12 protein-coding genes are annotated in these 18,088 nt (G+C 42.6%); all 12 read left to right on the forward strand.

Annotation, left to right across the window (positions count from 1 at the left end):
• Positions 1-121: 121 nt before the first annotated feature.
• Complete coding sequence (locus tag ACN20O_RS00520; RefSeq protein WP_491636140.1) at positions 122-2,350, forward strand: hypothetical protein; 2,229 nt, start codon at positions 122-124, stop codon at positions 2,348-2,350.
• A gap of 231 nt (positions 2,351-2,581) precedes the next feature.
• Positions 2,582-7,780 (forward strand): hypothetical protein, encoded by a 5,199-nt coding sequence (locus ACN20O_RS00525; protein ID WP_491636142.1) that lies wholly within the window; start codon positions 2,582-2,584, stop codon positions 7,778-7,780.
• Between the two features lie 51 nt (positions 7,781-7,831).
• The gene (locus ACN20O_RS00530; RefSeq protein ID WP_491636145.1) at positions 7,832-8,689 is read left to right on the forward strand and encodes a metal ABC transporter solute-binding protein, Zn/Mn family; all 858 of its coding nucleotides are present in this window, start codon (positions 7,832-7,834) and stop codon (positions 8,687-8,689) included.
• Between the two features lie 4 nt (positions 8,690-8,693).
• Entirely contained in the window at positions 8,694-9,539 is an 846-nt protein-coding gene (locus tag ACN20O_RS00535) for a metal ABC transporter ATP-binding protein (protein WP_491636147.1), read from the forward strand.
• A complete protein-coding gene (locus ACN20O_RS00540) occupies positions 9,536-10,372 on the forward strand; it encodes a metal ABC transporter permease (RefSeq protein WP_491636149.1) in 837 nt (278 codons plus the stop codon). Before ACN20O_RS00535 ends, ACN20O_RS00540 begins: the two co-directional genes overlap by 4 nt.
• 23 nt (positions 10,373-10,395) lie before the next feature.
• Positions 10,396-10,875, forward strand: a complete 480-nt coding sequence (locus ACN20O_RS00545; RefSeq protein ID WP_102243921.1) for an acyl-CoA thioesterase — start codon at positions 10,396-10,398, stop codon at positions 10,873-10,875.
• 3 nt (positions 10,876-10,878) lie between these two features.
• Positions 10,879-12,219: an ABC1 kinase family protein gene (locus ACN20O_RS00550; protein ID WP_491636152.1), complete on the forward strand. Its 1,341-nt coding sequence runs from the start codon at positions 10,879-10,881 to the stop codon at positions 12,217-12,219.
• An 8-nt stretch (positions 12,220-12,227) separates the two neighbouring features.
• Entirely contained in the window at positions 12,228-12,968 is a 741-nt protein-coding gene (locus ACN20O_RS00555) for a hypothetical protein (RefSeq protein WP_491636154.1), read from the forward strand.
• Positions 12,965-13,885, forward strand: coding sequence for an endonuclease/exonuclease/phosphatase family protein (locus ACN20O_RS00560; RefSeq protein WP_102243924.1), 921 nt, complete (start codon positions 12,965-12,967; stop codon positions 13,883-13,885). The genes ACN20O_RS00555 and ACN20O_RS00560 overlap by 4 nt, the downstream gene beginning before the upstream one ends.
• Before the next feature lie 82 nt (positions 13,886-13,967).
• The gene (speA, locus tag ACN20O_RS00565) at positions 13,968-15,899 is read left to right on the forward strand and encodes a biosynthetic arginine decarboxylase (protein ID WP_491636156.1); all 1,932 of its coding nucleotides are present in this window, start codon (positions 13,968-13,970) and stop codon (positions 15,897-15,899) included.
• A gap of 99 nt (positions 15,900-15,998) precedes the next feature.
• The gene (locus ACN20O_RS00570; RefSeq protein WP_491636158.1) at positions 15,999-16,973 is read left to right on the forward strand and encodes a deoxyhypusine synthase family protein; all 975 of its coding nucleotides are present in this window, start codon (positions 15,999-16,001) and stop codon (positions 16,971-16,973) included.
• A 169-nt stretch (positions 16,974-17,142) separates the two neighbouring features.
• Positions 17,143-18,060 carry a hypothetical protein gene (locus ACN20O_RS00575; RefSeq protein WP_491636160.1) on the forward strand — a complete coding sequence of 306 codons (918 nt, stop codon included), beginning with the start codon at positions 17,143-17,145 and terminating at the stop codon, positions 18,058-18,060.
• Positions 18,061-18,088 lie beyond the last annotated feature (28 nt).

The following is an 18,088-nucleotide window of genomic DNA, read 5'->3' on the forward strand; positions in this document are numbered from 1 at the left end:
AGCTAAAGCTCCTCCTTTTTAAGTCCCTTGAAACACTAGGCCTCTCGATAAAATCCCCATCAATACTTTAGTCTTTTGATAAACTTCCGATAAGATTGACGTAGAAATTTAATGGAAACCAATGATGAAAGGTTTTAAAACATCACTTCACCTCGCTCTTTGCACAAGCCTTGCACTTGGAAGCTTTAGTGCGTTTGGTGCTGGGCCGGAAGATAAAAAACCTGGATTCAATCCTAATCGTCCAAACACTGCGGCCACCACAGCTCACGGATACAATCCAGGACTCTTCTGTAGAGAAGGCGCTGGCAAGATGATGAATGAGTTGAACAATCTTGATGATTATAAAAATCAACAAGAGAAAATCGATGTTCTCAGAGGTCGCCTACAGGACATTGAAAACCAAAGAAAAATTCTTGATCAAGTTAAAGGTCTAAAAAAGAGATACGAAGACTCGCTGGCAAATTTTGAAAAAACAAAAGCAATGCAAGACGCTCTACTGGCCCAACAACAGAAAGTGGCTGATCTAAAAGTTCAAAACTCTATTGATGATTTAAAAAGTGTTATCAGAAACGGGATGATCTTGAGTGTGCTCTCTACTCTTATAGAGAAATCAAAAGATTCGGATTTTTCGAAATCCGAAACGTTCACAATGAGTCACCTATGTAAAAACTCTCCTGAGACAGAAATCTGTAAAGAGATCGTAGAAGAAGATAAGCCTGGAGCTACTCTGTTTGAGAGTATGACCAAAACATTTTCATTTAAGTCAAAGTCTAAGTTTCGTGAATTAGATAATGTTCTTGCCTCTTTAAAAAAAGCTTTAGACAGCATTCAGAGTGCTGACGCTAAAAAAGAAGTTCGCATTGATGCAGAGGCCATCTTAAAATCGATTCCAAAAGATGTTAAACCAGATGTTATTTTAAAGATGCTTAACGAACAAGCACCGGAAACAACGGCGATGCTGGAAGTTGATCTTCCAAAAGATAGAATCCTTGATTGTCTCAATGAGAAGAAACCATTTGCAAAAGGAATTTGTGAAGGAATTGCCAACACTCCGGTACAAAGAGACGCGCTGATTAAGTCAGTCTCTGGCGAACTAAGTGCTGTACACTTCTCTTTTACTCAAAAATCAATTCTTCAACAAGCATTTGAAGAAAACTCTAAAAAATACCAAAGCATCGTTGATAATATCGTTTCTGGTCGCACTGTTCCTGAGCAGCCAAATGTTGAAACAGATATGATGAACCAAATTGAAGCAATGGATCAAGCTGCGACTGTTTCTGAAATATATGAAAGTCTTAACAGAGCTCCGGCCGGTGCGAGCGGTGAAAGAACATGCAAAGAGGCCAGAGGAAAGTTAAGTGGTCTTTCACTCTTCTTTTTCCAGTGTCCGGATTTGGGTGGCACTGATGAAGTTGATGCTGAAAGAAAAATTTCAGAAGCATTAAAAGTAGCTAAAACCAAATCACAAAAATTCGCTGAAGACTGCAGCTCTTTTAACACAAAAACGGAAGACTCAATTATCAAAGAATGTAAGGATTTGATTGGAGAAGTTGCCGCAAAAGTCGATTCTCTTCAAGACAAATACATTCAGGCTTCAAGGGGCATTCAAAACGACATTAACCAACTGACAAATGCCAACTACAACGCCATTGAAAATATGAGAAAGTACGTAGCAGAAAAATACCTGCGTTCTTGTGATGTTGACTCTAAAGGCATGGAGCTCAAAGATGAGTCTCTTCGCTTACCTGGCGGATGTTCAAACGAACCTGCTCAGTTTACTTTAAATAAAGTTTACGGCCTAAGCACTGATGTTGCCGCTGTTATCGGTAACTCATTTTCAAAAGAAATTAGTTCGCAAAAAGCATCTTCAACAATGACCTTCTCTCCAAATGAAATGAGAGATTTTCTTCAAACTTGCCAGAGTAGCCAAGGGGCCCTAAAAGATTCTTTTAAAGATGTTTGTGCTATGATCACGACTGAAAATAATGTGATTGAAAGACAAGATAGAAAAGAACAAGTTTATAAAGATCCAAACTACTATTACGACTACGACACCAAATCAAACTCGGTTATCAAAACAAAAAAGAAGAGTGGTTTAAGAGTGTTTGGTGAAGGTGTGCTTCCAGTCGCCCCTTCTCTTATCCCGATGTGGTTTAATAACTACCAGACTAAGCAAAACATCAATATGCTGACAGATCAGGCGATTTTCCAAAAGCAGATGCTTTACACTTTTGATGTCTATAACCAAAACCCATGGATGTACAACTATGGTTATTTTGGATATGGTAACCCATTTTCATCAACAACTGCGACATCCACCACATCAAGCGGCTTTAATTTCGGCCAATAGGCAATCTTTTTACTCCACTGCCACCGAAAACAGGCATTCTTATTGTTTCCACAATTTAAATCAAAATTTCTTGGGCCATAATTCTTTATTAATTCTAAGTGCTTGCCATTTTGCTCTTTCCGCCTAAAAAACCGATCAATTCGCTGCTGTTTGCACGGTAAAATATACCTATCACTCTCTAATAACTTAAAGAGTTAACCCAATTAAAAACAGCGGACGATAAGTATTGTGATGAAGACCCTTCACTCGCTTATATTCACCATCGCTACACTCTTGATTCTTCAAGGTTGTATGCCTCAGTCTGCTGGAACCAACAGAAAAAAGACGACGGCTTCATCATCTTCAACAACAACAGGAACAACAACTCCGACTTTTGCTTCTGATGAGGCCCTTTACTGGTTTACCTCGCTGAAGGTGACAGGAACTATCACTGTTAACCAAAACTCAGATACCGTTATGTACCTGCGTGGATCAAACATTCATAGCTTTCTAATCAGCAGTGACAGCACGACAAATCTTCCTTACTACCAAAATGGGAAATCTTTCTGTTTAGTTGGTAATTATGGATCAAGCAATAAACAACTTCGTTTAAGACTCGTGCCTATTTCAATCAGTAATTACTCGACAAAAACAACTGAAAGACTCTTCAGAGTCGATGTTCCAAGCCGCGCAGAAAACGCAGCTGCTTGTGGAACGGCTTCAGTTGACGGAATCGCTGGAACTGCAGCGGCCTATTCATTAACTGAGATCTGTCCGACTTGCTCTGGTGGAACATACCTGACTTCTACTACGCTTAAACTTTTTGAAAGCAACGTCAGCGCAGGAACAATGTCGCAAATTGCGACAACAAAAGTGACTCTTTCAACACTGGCGATTAAGGTAGACCTTTCATCAAATTCTTCATCCCCAGTAAGCTCATGCTCTACATCTTCGTGTGAAGCGAAAGGCTTTGACTGCTGTATCGAAGGTCAGTGTGTGAAGGATGCCAGTATTAAATCCTCAGCGACAAGTGACTCGCAATACGCTCAGGCCATGAGTGAGTATGCAGTCAACCCTCTTTCATTTATTAATTTCCCGAACATCTTTAATATTTGTACAAATATCTCGCACACTCCACCATCAACAACAACTCCGGGAACAACTCCTCAAAGTGACGCTGAAAAAAGAGTGGCCCAGTACTTAGCTGACTGGAAATGTATTGAAACCGCACAAAGTTCGGGTTCATACTCTCTATGCCTTCCAGGTGCAGGTGAAACAGATTACAAGTCGACAAAAAAGAAACTGGCCATCGCTTGTGGGTGCCCTACAACTTATACTGATGACGAAAGAGCAATCAGATGTCCAGACTGGGGTGTTAGACCTCTTTATAAGTCTTCAATTGAAACGACAGCTAATATTGTCGATTTCTACTGTTACACTCCGACACCGGAAAACCCGATCGGACCGATTACTAACCTGAACGTGAATGTTCCTAGCCGTAGTGCCCCTCACCGCTTTTATGCTGTTGATGGGACAAGCCATGATGACGTCAGTAAACTATCAAGCACCATCATTCAAGAAGGTGAAGACTTCTATTACCTGGACACTGCAAACCGCGCAGCTCCAGTTAACGGAAGCTACAACGTCAATTCAATCCTTGGACGTATGAACGTCGCTCTTTCTCAAACTCAGCCTGCAAAAATGATTGCGGTAGAATTAGGGAAAACATATATCGTATCGGCCACAAGCGGTTACTTCACTCCTTGTACTCAGTGTGCAAAGGACAGCTGGTTTCAGACTTTCTCCGCTCACCCGGCGACAACTGGTGGTAACGGTCTTCGCGCCAGTGGATACACGACATCAAGAGATACATATTCTACGAATGTCACTTTAGGTAATTACGAAGACACCCACTTTGGTCGCGCTTGTTACCTGCCAGTGACAATGATTCCTTTCTCACACAAGAAAGAATCCTCTCTACAAACTCAGCGCTTAAACCGTCTTAAGACACAGGCTACTTATTTTATTAACGGTTACCAGAAAGACTGGTTTGGCTTCAATAAAGGCGCACTCATTGGATCATTTGATGGGGTGACTTGGTTTGGTGTTGGTTCTGGAAGAAGAATTACAGCAACAACCAGTAAGCTTTACCTGGCCATCAATGCTTCATTCCTAGATGTGGCCGACAGAACAGACACAGTCGTTAACATCATTCCTGATATCTCTGCCTCAGTGGCCGCTGATTACGACTTCGACCCGACTTTGGCCATCAGCGATCCAAAACAAAACCAGGCCGGGACTTGTCAACAGTACCACCAGTGTAGCACCGACTCTGACTGTATTGCTCAATTGGGCTGGGAGTATATGTGTGCTGACGTTTCTCAATCGAGAACTCGCTGGCCGATTTACGACACAGAAGCAAGAGAAGTTAACAACCAGGAAAAAATTGGTTCAATCTTTGAAATCCTTTCAGGGACAACAACTCAAGGCTCAAGTGGAAAACGCTGTGTATACCGTGGTGCTGGAGCTCCATGTGTGCGCGACTTCACTGCTCTTAACGGTCAATATAATCAGAAGAACCTGACATGTGCCCCGAACTTCTACTGTGCGGCCTTAACCACAAACCGTTTTAACGATGAAGTGGTCCGCTCACCAAATGAGTTTGACGATATCTTCTTCGGTATGGATACAAACGTTTTAGGTAGACCTCTTAAATATGTAACTGCAACAAAGTCACTTACAACTGAAGTGATCGCAAACATCAAATACAACGGTGGAACAGACGCTCTTGGGTTAACGACTTCACAAGTTGATGACATGGGTATCTGTCGTCCAGGACGCTCACTTTCATCTACTGCCACAACGGCCCATGGAAATCCTGATACACAAAAAAGAGCTGACTATATTTCACAAATTGGTTCATGTGATTCAACTCAGACTGGTTCATCAAGAACTGTGTCTTGTCCGGCCATTGGCGACGACTTGGATTACGTGCCTTATAACACTTCTTCAACCACTCTTTCTCAGTTAAGAGAAATGCAAAATGCCTGTGGTGGAGAAGCAAAACACACATCAACTTTTGCTTCTGCTTTCGCCAACATTGAAGGTGGATCACTGCAACTTCTTCAACACATCACTCAGCCAATCATGGCGGCGGACGCTTGTTTAAGAAGAGCTGGTTCTGTTTGTCATACAGACCTGGACTGTGGCCCGAATAAAATGCACGAAGATGCTGTTGGTTCAATGGCCCTTGCCTACTTCGGGGGAACTGAAGCTGAGCAAAACTATTGGAGAGAATCGCTGATTTGTGGACAAGGTAAAGCGGCCCCGACTCTGGGAAGCTCAAAATACTACGATTATGAATTAAACCAAAACCGTTGCTGCCGTGAAATCGGGAAAGACTTTACGATGTTCACTTCAGGGCCTGCGACTATTATCCCAGAAAACATGGGAACAAACGTAAATCTGGTGACATCAAGACTTTCAGTGACAGATCCAAAAGCAAACTACCGATACTCTCGTTACACGGCTTCAAAAATTGCTAAAACGACAGCAAACTACCCTAGTGTTTCAGCAACAGCTGAACCAGCAAAAGACCAGTGGAAAGTTATCAATGAAACCGGATCACTGACTTGTTGTGGTGGCGGCTGGATCAGAAAATTCGCAGACGGAACACACGACTGGAAAGTAAAAAATCGTCTAAGTCTTGAGACGTCAAACTTTGCGTGTTTAAACTACCGTACTCCACTTGTAAACGCTGACTACAACGGTTTTGGGGATGCAAAAGATCAAGTTGTTCAATCGACTTATCAGCGCGAGTACGAATATTTCTGTAAGTACCCTGGACAAAATGGGTGTATGCAGATCCTTTACCGCGATGTAAGTGGATACCAGATCCTGCCTCCTCGCGTGTACGAGCCATCTGATGCTGAAAACCTTGAACCTGACGATACGACAACTACTCCGTCATGGGCCACATCTGCACCTTACTCTGCGGCCGGATCATACAGTGGTCTGCCAGCGACAGGTTACACTCGCCTTGACACTTCACCTGTTGGTGACCTTGAGAGTGGGAATTATACATATAAAATGAATCAGGATGTTCCTTATCCTCCATTTGCTTATATGTTTACTCAGTCACCTCCTTACGATCTTTATACCGATGCAAACGGAACAAAGAGATCATTAATCTTCTTCGTCGACAAGGATCTTGACTACGGTGTGAGTATTTACCTTCCGGCCTATATTCCTTTTAACGTGACAAACGCTAATGCCAACCTGGCCTCTGCGACTCCGACAATTTCGCGAGTGTATATGAAGTACATGTACGACGACGGACGTGTTGAAGCGGTTAACATTACAAACTTAAGAAACCTGAACAAGGCAACATGTGATGGCGTTGCAAATTACCCAAGTGGGTCTTCAGGACAGCCTATTGATGCTCTTTCAACGGGTGATTACGAAGCATGGTGTATTTCAGCGAACTCAAAAACACAAAATCGTCCAGTGATGAACATCAAGGCCTACACAGGGAATGTAGCTATCCGTCAGTGGAAATACGCTGCTGTTGTTATCGACTTCATGCCTCTGGAAAAATACAAGCAGACTCTGGATGCTTCTCTAGGTGCAGTGACTACTCCTGGTAACCCATACTACTACCTGACAAAACTTGGGCGCCTGGAACTCATTGGTATCCCACAAATCACTTATGAACCAATTTACTGTAACGGAAACCAAAACAAACTGGTTCCGGGAATCTTCTCTTCGTCAATTCAAACCAGAGCACAGTTCAATGCTGTGGCCAACACTTACACATCGTTTAACCCGATTGCAAGTTATGATGAAGAAGGAAACTCTGAAAGTGAATCTGCTGGTATTGGTAACCAGGCCAAGCGATTTACTTATCAAGATAAACTCTCACACGCAGCAGTCTTCTCTTCTAAAGACTTCGCTTGTTGTATGCCTCTTGGAAAAGAAACAACTTCAGCAGCAAAATGTTGTTCGGGAACTGCAAGCACAGTTAATGGAAAACTCACATGTAAACTTCCTTCAGGAACTGACCTGAACGTTTACTTTAACAAGTTCGTTTCAAGCGAAGGTGTTGGTTCAGACCAGCCAGGTGGAGGTCTTCTGATTTCTTCTGAAACTTCAGAAACTGAAGTCGACTTCAACGCTTATACTGGTGAACCAAAAATGCGAGCCTCTACTTTCCAAAAACTTGAGGCCCTGGGTGCAGCTTACTGTCAGTCAGGAGTCGTGCAAAACGGTGGATCATTCGGACAGTTCCCTCCTGAGCCATACTCTGGGTACTACACGACAACTGGTGAAACTATCAACTATCCTATGAGTATTGTTGACTCGATTGTAGACTCGATTGAAGGCGACACGGCCGCAGGTAAGTTCCCATTTGATAACGGGTACCGTTGGGACCACCACTATTATTGCAAGTAATCCGCAATAAATCTTCCCATGACGCAAATTCTCTGCTAGATTCTGGCCCTTATGAAAACTACCCTCTTCTTAGTAACAATTCTCTTTTATTTTAACAACTTACAAGGTGCTTTCGCCGCCGAGACCATCGCGTGCTCTCACCCTGAACTTTGCCGCCTGGCCAGTATCATCTTCACGGAAAATCAGGTGAAGGATTACGAGTTCATTTCCCTAGTGAAAATTTCAGGGGACCCCCATGAATACGAGCCAAGCACGAACGAAGTGAAGTCTCTTATTTCGGCCAAGACGCTGATCACAGGGCCTGGTGAACTCAATCCGTGGATTAAAAAAATTCATTACCAAAGATCAAAAACTCCAGGGACAAAAACATTCACACTTCCACTTGATAGTCGCGACTACAATCTTTATCCCGGAGGTAACCACGAAGCGCTTTCGCACTTCTGGCTTTATCCGAAAATTTTCTGTTCACTTAAAACAAAACTAGAAGACCAATTAGTCAGTTCTAAACTTCTGGTGATCAAAGCTCCCAAAAAATGCCAGAGTGAAGAGATGAGAATTGAAAAAGAGTTAACAAACACGTTAGCTCAAATAAAAAAACCAGTGGTGCTGACTCACGATGCACTTCTTCCCCTCCTGGGAAAACTTGGTGGGAAAGACGCTACAGTCGTAGCGATCAAAGGTTCAGGTCATCACCAGGAAGCAACTCCTGCTTCAGTAAAAAAACTTTATGACGCTCTAAAAGCGCCAACGGTCATTTGGATTGAAGAAGTAGGAATCAAAGTTCCCGCTAATATTCTTGCCAAAAAAAGGTCAACTGATATTACAATTGATTTGGATACAGCAAACTCTGAAGGAGCCCATTACTTTCAGGTGCTGGAGAGCTTAAACACTAAACTTAAGGCGCACTAAGCATATGAGCGAAGCCATTTTAAGAGCAGAGAAACTTACTTTCAGTTACGAAGGCCTTGAGCCTATCCTGAAGGATATATCTTTCACTCTTAAAAAAGGTGAAAGCCTTGGGGTCTTAGGCCCTAACGGCGGTGGAAAGTCGACGTTGATGAAAATCATCGCTGGCCTTTTAAAAGCAAAAAGCGGCGAGATTTATTTTAATGGTGAGCCACTTTCAAGTTTAAAAAACTACCCTTACCACCTACTTTCTTACGTTCCTCAAAGCAGCGAACTCAATCCGATCATGCCGGTAAAAGTCAGCGAGCTTTTAGATTTTAGTATCTCGCTTCATAAAATTAAAAATCCTCATCTGAGTGACGAGCTTTTAAATTTAGTGGGCATTGCCCACAAAAAAGACTCCCTAATTTCTAAACTCTCAGGGGGAGAAAAACAGCGCGTGCTTATTGCCCGTGCCATTATTCAAAAACCGCAAATCCTGCTTTTGGATGAGCCGACAAAAGGTCTTGACAGCAATGGCCAGGATCAACTCTTGTCTTTAATTGAAACGATTAAAAAGCGCGACCAGACATCGGTCATGATCGTTGATCACAACATCAATCAGATTATCAAGAGCTGCCAGAACATCCTGTGTTTAAACCGCGACGTTCACTGGCATGACCACCGCGACTTCTTAACAAAAAATATTCTTGAAGATGTTTATCACTGTGAGTTTGAGCACCTGTTGATCCATGAAAAAGACCTGGAGAAAAATGACGGGGCCGATCACTCGCACGATCACCACTTCTGCAATCACGATCATGCTCACGAGAAAACCAAAAGCGGCCATCAGTTTATCAGGAGAAAACCATGAGTTTCATCAATGATTTTCTTCAGTACGATTTCCTGCTCTATGCTCTTTTGGGAACCGTTTGCCTGTCGCTGACTTGCGGCCTGATCTCACCTCTTATCATTGCCCGTAAAAACGCTTTTATGGGTGCGGCCATCTCTCACTCAACACTTTTAGGTCTGGCCATTTCACTTAGTTTATTTGAAGCGACACAGGCCCTGCCGGTTTTTATCTCTACTCTTATCATCACTATTTTTCTGACCATGTTCCTGGCCTACTCAACTTTCAGACAAAAACTACCCAACGATTCAATGATTGGAATTTTTTACACTTCGACAATGGCGATGGGGATTATCATCCATACACTTTTTGCCAAAGACCAAAGTGATCTTTTAAGTTTTCTCTTTGGAAATATCCTGCTTTTAACAGCTGAAGACCTTTATCTTTCGCTTTTCATTCTAATTATCACTGCTCTACTTATCCTGGTGCCGCTAAAAAAATGGCTCTTCTTAACATACGATGAAGAAGGAGCAATCACCTCGGGAATTAAAGCTCAGGTTTTTCATTACACTTTTTTTGTTTTACTGGCCTTTCTCATTGTCACAAGCATCAAATTAGCAGGGACCGTCCTGGTTGAAACATTACTCTTAGTTCCAGGATTTTTTGCACTGAATTTTGCAACGAACATCAGACAAACCTTCGTTATCAGCACGCTCTTTTCTGTGATCTTCGCTGTTACCGGGATTATCCTAGCAAATGCGTTTGGTCTTCCGAGTGGCGCCACTCTTGCCGTCGTACTCTTTGGGGCACTGGTGGTATCGTTTTTCCTAAAAAAGGTTTATACTCTCTTTAAGTAAACTAATCTTAAGGAAAGAGATTTATGCACAATCAAAACGAGCCAAAAACCGTTGCTGATAGCGCTGTTGAAATGCGCTATCTCGTCATGCCTAACGATACCAATCCACAAAACTCTATCTTTGGAGGAGTGGTTATGTCTTGGATCGATATGGCCGCGGCCATGGTTGCTGAGAGACACTCAAACCGTCCCGTTGTCACTGTTCACGTAGGCGATATCAGCTTTAAAGCGCCTATTAGAATTGGTGATCACGTTCTTATCCAAGCGAGTATTAACTACGTCGGTAAAACATCAATGCTTGTTGGTGTAAAGGTTATCGCGGAAAATCCTTTTACTGGAATCACCAGACACACGACGACAGCTTACCTGACGTTTGTCGCTCTGGATGACATCGGCCGTCCGATTCAAACCAGAGGGTTAATTCCAGAAACAGACGAGGAAAAAAGACGTTTTGAATCTGGAAAAAAACGCATTGAAGACATGAAAAAAAGTAAAACCAAATAAGCTATGAGTGAAGAATTTAAATCAGGAAAACTTTCCAGATTTTTAAGACTGGGCACCAGTCTAACCAAGGCCTCTGCCCAGCTCGCCCTTGATGCCGCTAAAAATAAAGCGCAGGACTACATTGATAAAAATCCCAAGGCCCGCGACCTGGAACTTAAAATCAAGGCCTCTAAAGAAATCATTCAAACCATGGGGGAACTCAAAGGGGCGATGATGAAACTAGGTCAGATGATCTCCATCTCAGAGGACCTGGTTTTACCAAAAGAAATCTCTGCTCTTTTTGCTAATCTTCAAAAAAATTCTCCTTCAATGCCGGAAGCAGAAGTCATTCGCATGATCAGAGAGAATTTCAAAAAAGACCCGCAGGAACTTTTTTTAGAATTTGATTTAAAACCAGTGGCCGCTGCCAGTATCGGCCAGGTTCACAAGGCCAAACTGCATACCGGCGAAACAGTCGCGGTTAAAATTCAGTACCCAAAAATCGTCAATGCGATTAAACACGATTTTCAAAACCTGCACAAAATCGACAAACTCATTCACCTGCTTTACCCCAATAAACCCAATGTAGACAACATGATTCAGGAGCTCAAAACATCCCTGATCCAGGAGTGTAACTACATCACAGAAATGGAGCAGATCCAGTTTTTTAAATCACAATTTAAAGAACGCTTCCCGATGATTATCATTCCTGAAGTTTATCCTGATTACTGCTCAGAGCAGATTCTCACGATGGAATGGGTTGAGGGCGACAGCTTTGAAGAGACCCTGCACTACACCGACGAAGAAAAAAACTTCCTGGGTACAGCTTTGTATGAAAGTTTTCTTTTTTCACTCTGGGAATTAAAACGACTTCATACAGATCCACAAAACGGCAATTACCTTTTTAAACGCGACAAAATCATCATGCTGGACTTCGGCTCAACCCGTGAGTTTGATCCGGATTTTATCGTCGATTATTGCGGCCTGCTCATGTCTTTGGAAGAAGACCGCTTCGATCACTACATCGTGATCTCCAAGCATCTCCACTTCTTTAAAGAAGACGAACCAGAAGATATGATCAAGCGTCACTTCGAGATGATTAAGTCTCTTTATGCGCCCTATACCAAGCCTGGGACTCATCCAATTGAGGCCATCAATCCCTTTGACCTCTTCAAGGATTTTTTCAAGGATCTGGATTTTAAAGGTAGAAAATCCCCTCGACAGGAATTTCTCCTCCTCGATCGCTCAACTTTTGGCCTCTATGCAAAACTCAAGGGCTGGAGAAGCGAAATTAATTGGCTCGAAGGCCGAAATAAGTTTAGAAATTCCATCGAAAATGAGGTTAAATTTAAGTATCAGTTTTAGGAATAACTATGCTTTGGTTTAGACACTCTGTTTTACTCTCATTTGCTCTTTGGTCAACTTTTGCCCACGGTGCTTTAGAGTACTCAAAAATCGAACACGCAGGTTGCCCAGAAAACGCCTACTGCCAGAAAGTCACTGGAGAAATCAGACAAAAATGGCTTAATCAACTCGACGATTTTAAATCGGGTAAATTAAACGAAGCCAAATTCAATGCCGAACTTCAAAAAGAATACGGATTGCCCATCTCCAACTGGGCAGCAGAAGAGGCCAGTGTCCTCCCGCGCATTATCATGTGGGACTCCCCTTGCCCTCAACACAAAAAAGAAGCATCAAAATTTTACATCAGCGAAATTTTTCGCAAAAACTTAAAGGACTCGGAGATTAAAGATTACACGACTCTTTATTTCGCCAAGGCCATAGGTTTAGACGCCAACAAAAAACTAATAACTCTCACTATTCCCAGAGGAGAGATTCCTATTTTTACTGAAAACAATGAGTACTATTTCCTGCGTGAAGACGAAGGAAAATATTACGGCCTTTTAGTTGGCCGTGAAGGAAGCCTGAAAGTTTCAAAAATCCAGAACGTCAAAGAGTTACCCAAAGATGCGGTTTGTTTAAAAGAGCAAATCGACACATTTTTAAGAGAGGCCCCATCGCCTACTTTTTATCAGGGCTATCACTGCAAAGACATCTGGGACAAAACGAAAAAGGCCTACACGACGATGCTCTTTGGCTGGAGCTGTAATTGAAACTTTGTCTCTATAACGTAGAAAATCTTTTTTTAATGAATCAGGCCCCAGGTGAAGGTTACAAAAAGCCTGCGGAAAAAACTGAATGGGTGGCAAGAACTCTGAGAGAAATCAACGCTGACATCGTCATGCTTTGTGAAGTAGGCGGAAAAGAAAGTCTTGATTTATTAAATGCCCGCTATTTAAATCACGAGTACTACACCGCTCTTTTACCAGGAAATTCAGACCGCGGTATTGAGATGGGCTATCTCATCCACAAGCGCGTCCCTTTTTTCCACCAGCTTTTAAGCCATAAAGAAAAAGTTCTTAACTTCAATTACCCGCACGAAATTTTAGACCATCAGAAAAACCAAAGTGAACTCAAGCTTCATCGTTTTTCCCGCGATATTGCCGAGCTAAGACTGATCAAAGACCAGAAAGTGGTTTTCATCATTATGCTCGTACATTTGAAATCCAAACTCGATAAAGAAGGCATCGATTTCAACGGACAGCTTAGAAGAAAAGCAGAATTTCACTCACTGGTTGAGACCTACAACGAGCGACGCAAAGAGTTTCCCAACGTCCCGGTGGTGGTTGCCGGAGACATGAACGGCCAGGCCCAGAGGATACTTCTGGAGCCGGAATTCCAGGCCCTCTATGAAAAAACCGACCTGGAAGACGTTCTCGAAGTCATAAAAGAGCCTGCCGAGCGCAGATTTTCTTATTTCCATTTTGGCCGCGAAAACAATCGCGAAGCCTCTCAACTAGACTACATTCTCCTTCCTCCCGAGCTCCACGGGCGAGTCCAAAAAGAAGAATCAGGCATTTACCACTACCGCGATCCCAATGGCGTCCTGGTTCCCTATCCGCAGGACTCCTTCCAGCGCTACGCCCTTCCCTCCGACCATTACCCAGTGGTGGCGACCTTCGAATTTTAGCATTTTAAGTTTGTGAATAGACTTCAAATAAGTTAAATTCTGGCCTTATTAATTCAATGATTTTTAATGAGGTGACACGATCATGGAAAACGACAAAGCACGCCCTCCGGCCCCTTGGACAAAGGAAGAAGCAGATAGCGTCTATCACATCAGCCGTTGGGGTGATGGGTATTTTGATATTAATGATCAAGGACATTTATGTGTTCGTCCGAATCAGGATGAAAACGGTCCACGTATTGATATCGCCGAAGTTCTTGAAGAGATGAAAGCACAAAATATTCCTCTTCCGATCGTCGTTCGTTTCCACGATATTTTAAGATCACACGTAAAAGTGATTAACGAAACTTTCCGCGATGTCATTCGCGAAGCTGGATACCAGGGAATGTACACTGGTGTTTATCCAATTAAAGTAAACCAGATGAGAGAGGTTGTTGAAGAGATCGTCGATGCCGGCGCTCCCTACAACTTTGGTCTTGAAGCTGGTTCAAAACCAGAACTACTTTCAGTTCTTGCTTATAACGACAACCTTGATGCCCTGACTGTTCTTAACGGATACAAAGACGAAGAGTACCTTCGCCTTGCTCTTCTAGGAAACAAACTGGGAAGAAAAGTTATCGTCGTTATCGAGAAGTTCTCTGAGCTTCATAAAATCCTTAAACTTTCTCGCGAAATGAATGTTGAACCAGTTATTGGTCTTCGCGCGAAGATGGTTGTTAAGGGATCTGGAAAGTGGGCAGACTCTGGTGGAGAAAAAGCAAAATTCGGCCTAACGATCGCTGAAATCCTTACAGCTGTTCAAATCCTAAAAGATGAAGGCTTCATCAATTCACTAAAACTTTTCCACTTCCACATCGGTTCTCAGGTAACAGACATTAGAACTGTTAAAGAAGTTATCCGTGAAGGTGGACGTATTTTTGCTAAGCTTTGCCAGCTTGGTGCTCCTCTTGAGTACTTCGACGTTGGTGGTGGTCTTGGTGTTGATTACGACGGTTCACAGTCAACAAGTGACTCGTCAATGAACTACAAGCTTGCCGACTACGCTTCAGATATCGTGTATATCTTAAAAGAAATCTGTGATGCGGAAAAAGTAAAACATCCAAACATCGTTTCTGAATCAGGTCGTGCTATCACTGCCCGCCACTCGTGCGTGATCACTAATGTTGTCGATAAAATCGAAACATCATTCACTGATTACAAAACAGATGCCGTTTCCGGCGACCACACTCTTGTGCAAAACATGAGAGACCTGCTTGAGACGATCAATGAAGAAAATGCTCAGGAAGTTTATAACGATGCTCTGGACTTTAAGCGCGAATGTATGAACGCTTTCCGTCTGGGAATTTTAAAACTTGAAGAGCGCGCACGCATTGAAACTCTTTTCTGGAAAATCACAAAAAAGATTTCAGCTCTTCTGCCAACAATGGAATTTATTCCTGACAACCTTTCTGACATCGATCAAGGGATTGCTCCACAATACCTTTGTAACTTCTCTATCTTCCAGTCTGCGCCGGACCTATGGGCCATTGGACAACTTCTGCCAATCGTTCCTATCACGCGCTTAAATGAGAAGCCTGAAGTTCAAGGAACACTGGTAGACATCACTTGTGACTCTGATGGAAAGATTAACAAGTTCATCGATATCAACGAAACAAGAAACCTTCTGCCACTTCACGAGCTTCGCCAGGACGAAGACTACCATATTGGTCTGTTCCTAACGGGAGCTTACCAGGACGTAATGGGTGATCTTCACAACCTATTTGGCCGTTTAAATGAAGTGCACGTTTTCTGTGACGATGAAGATCCAACAGACTTCTACATCGAAGAAGTGATCCGTGGATCATCTTCTGAGTCAGTACTGGCAGCTATGCAGTACAACCCGGAAGCGATGGCGTACACAATGAAAAAGAATATCGACCGTCAGATTGCTCAAGGGAAAATCATGCCACGCGAAGGTGTTCGCCTGGTGGATTTCTATGAGAGCTGTTTAAAATCTTATACGTATTTAAAGCAGTAGGCGGAAGAAATGTTCCAGTGGAGCATTTCTATATCGCAAAATAAAATGTAAACGGCGGCCTTCTTCTTTAAGAGTTCCGCCTACAAAATAGAGGTAACAATGAAACGCGGACCTATTACAGAATTTATGCTTACTCACTACAAACACTTCAACTCTGCTTCACTTGTTGATGCAGCTAAAGGTTGGGAAACTCACCTGGCAAAAGGTGGAAAGATGTTTGTCACTCTTGCAGGAGCAATGTCGACAGCTGAACTTGGAAAGTCTCTTGCTGAAATGATCAGACAAGATAAAATTCACGGGATCTGCTGTACAGGAGCAAACCTGGAAGAAGATATTTATAACCTTGTAGCTCACAATCACTACCACCGCATTCCAGACTGGAGAGCGCTGACAGCTGAAGAAGAAGTGAAGCTTATGGAAAAAGGTCTAAACCGCGTAACTGACACTTGTATCCCAGAAGAAGAGGCCATGAGAAAGATCGAAGGTCTATTAAATAAAGAATGGCAAAACGCTGATAAAGCGGGAGAAAGCCATCCTCCTCACTTCTATTTCTGGCAGCTTCTAAAGAACCCAGAGTTCAAAAAAGAATACCAGATCGATCCAAAAGACTCTTGGATGATCGCTGCTATGGAAAAAAATATTCCAATCTACACTCCAGGTTGGGAAGATTCGACTAACGGAAACATGTACGCAGCTGCAGTGATCGAAGGAAGAATTAAAAACGTTCACACTGTAAACTCTGGTATCCAGACCATGATCAGACTCGCAGAATGGTACACAGAAGTTTCAGCTAATCACTCAATCGGTTTCTTCCAAATCGGTGGGGGGATCGCTGGTGACTTCCCTATCTGTGTTGTTCCAATGCTGGAACAAGACCTTGAGCGTAGCACTCCACTTTGGGGTTACTTCTGCCAGATCTCTGATTCGACAACTTCATATGGATCGTACTCTGGTGCGGTTCCAAATGAAAAAATCACTTGGGGAAAACTTGATGGTTCTACTCCAAAATTCATCATCGAATCAGATGCTACAATCGTTGCACCGTTAGTTTTTGCCTACGTTCTAAATTGGTAGTCGGCCGAAAAAATGCGTAAGCATTTTTACTAGTTAGCTTAGAGTTCGGACGACCGACAAAAAGCTCCTTCGGGAGCTTTTTGTCCGACTTATTTTCCTCTCACATTTTTCATAAAATACCCGATAAAGCTTCATCCTCTGATTTATCAGAGACCATGGAGAGGCCTTTATGAAAAATCTTTTTGTCATTTCTACCCTTACTCTTACGACTCTTGTTTCATGTGCAGGGCCTGAAAGCTTTGAGCAAAAGATGGACCGCTACACTCCAAAAAATATGGGACAAAACCAGGTTCCAGAAATCACTTCAAGCGGCTTTAAATTCTCTTCATCAAAATCGAGAATGCCGGCAAGTGCAGGATCGGCAACAAGTGTAGAAAAATCGCTAAGCGAAGAAGCAACTCTTTCAAACAAAAAACTTTATTTCCTCACACTCTTTGGACAATACGAGAGTATGAAAAAATACGCTCAAGACTTTGAAGCTCCAAGTGTGAACATCTGTCCTCATTTCCACACTAGTCTTCTTGAGCATAAGGGAAGAAAACCAGCTGGTTTTGCCGGGAATGTGACTTATAAAAACAACAAAAAATTTGTCTACGACTATAAAAAGATCGAAGACGCTGATTACATTTCAAAGAGACCGGAACTTTCTTTGCCATTGGCAAAAGATGATGTCACTCCAAAAGTAGTGGACATTTTCCGCTCGCAAAAAGGCGATATGAATGATGCTAAAATGAACGAACTGGTTCATAAGGCACTGGATATTCACCTGGCAAAGACGTATTCAGAAATCAGAGAGCTATGTGAGTTCGGTGTAAGTAACAACTACTACATCTATGAGAACCTGATCACGCATATTAAAAACTCAAGCTTCCCGCCTGCAGAAAAAAGCATGGATACCCTTTTAAAGACGACCATCTTTTCAAACATTGCATTAGTGACATCGCTGGATAAAATCCAGGCCACTCCAATGCGCTCAATTGCTTCAGTAGGGAGTAAGTCAAAAGAATCATCGAGCACTTACTCAAATGAAGTAATGACGAGATTAAATGTTGAATGGGCAAGAGAGTATTTTGAAAGCTTAAAATAAAAAAAGCTCCCCTCGGGGAGCTTTTTTT

This window comes from Bacteriovorax sp. As-1 (assembly GCF_058446905.1).

Excerpts from the sequence above, each read along its gene's own strand:
- ACN20O_RS00520 (WP_491636140.1), top strand. The coding sequence starts at position 122 with ATGATGAAAGGTTTTAAAACATCACTTCACCTCGCTCTTTGCACAAGC.
- ACN20O_RS00525 (WP_491636142.1), top strand. The coding sequence starts at position 2,582 with ATGAAGACCCTTCACTCGCTTATATTCACCATCGCTACACTCTTGATT.
- ACN20O_RS00530 (WP_491636145.1), top strand. The coding sequence starts at position 7,832 with ATGAAAACTACCCTCTTCTTAGTAACAATTCTCTTTTATTTTAACAAC.
- ACN20O_RS00535 (WP_491636147.1), top strand. The coding sequence starts at position 8,694 with ATGAGCGAAGCCATTTTAAGAGCAGAGAAACTTACTTTCAGTTACGAA.
- ACN20O_RS00540 (WP_491636149.1), top strand. The coding sequence starts at position 9,536 with ATGAGTTTCATCAATGATTTTCTTCAGTACGATTTCCTGCTCTATGCT.
- ACN20O_RS00545 (WP_102243921.1), top strand. The coding sequence starts at position 10,396 with ATGCACAATCAAAACGAGCCAAAAACCGTTGCTGATAGCGCTGTTGAA.
- ACN20O_RS00550 (WP_491636152.1), top strand. The coding sequence starts at position 10,879 with ATGAGTGAAGAATTTAAATCAGGAAAACTTTCCAGATTTTTAAGACTG.
- ACN20O_RS00555 (WP_491636154.1), top strand. The coding sequence starts at position 12,228 with ATGCTTTGGTTTAGACACTCTGTTTTACTCTCATTTGCTCTTTGGTCA.
- speA (WP_491636156.1), top strand. The coding sequence starts at position 13,968 with ATGGAAAACGACAAAGCACGCCCTCCGGCCCCTTGGACAAAGGAAGAA.
- ACN20O_RS00570 (WP_491636158.1), top strand. The coding sequence starts at position 15,999 with ATGAAACGCGGACCTATTACAGAATTTATGCTTACTCACTACAAACAC.
- ACN20O_RS00575 (WP_491636160.1), top strand. The coding sequence starts at position 17,143 with ATGAAAAATCTTTTTGTCATTTCTACCCTTACTCTTACGACTCTTGTT.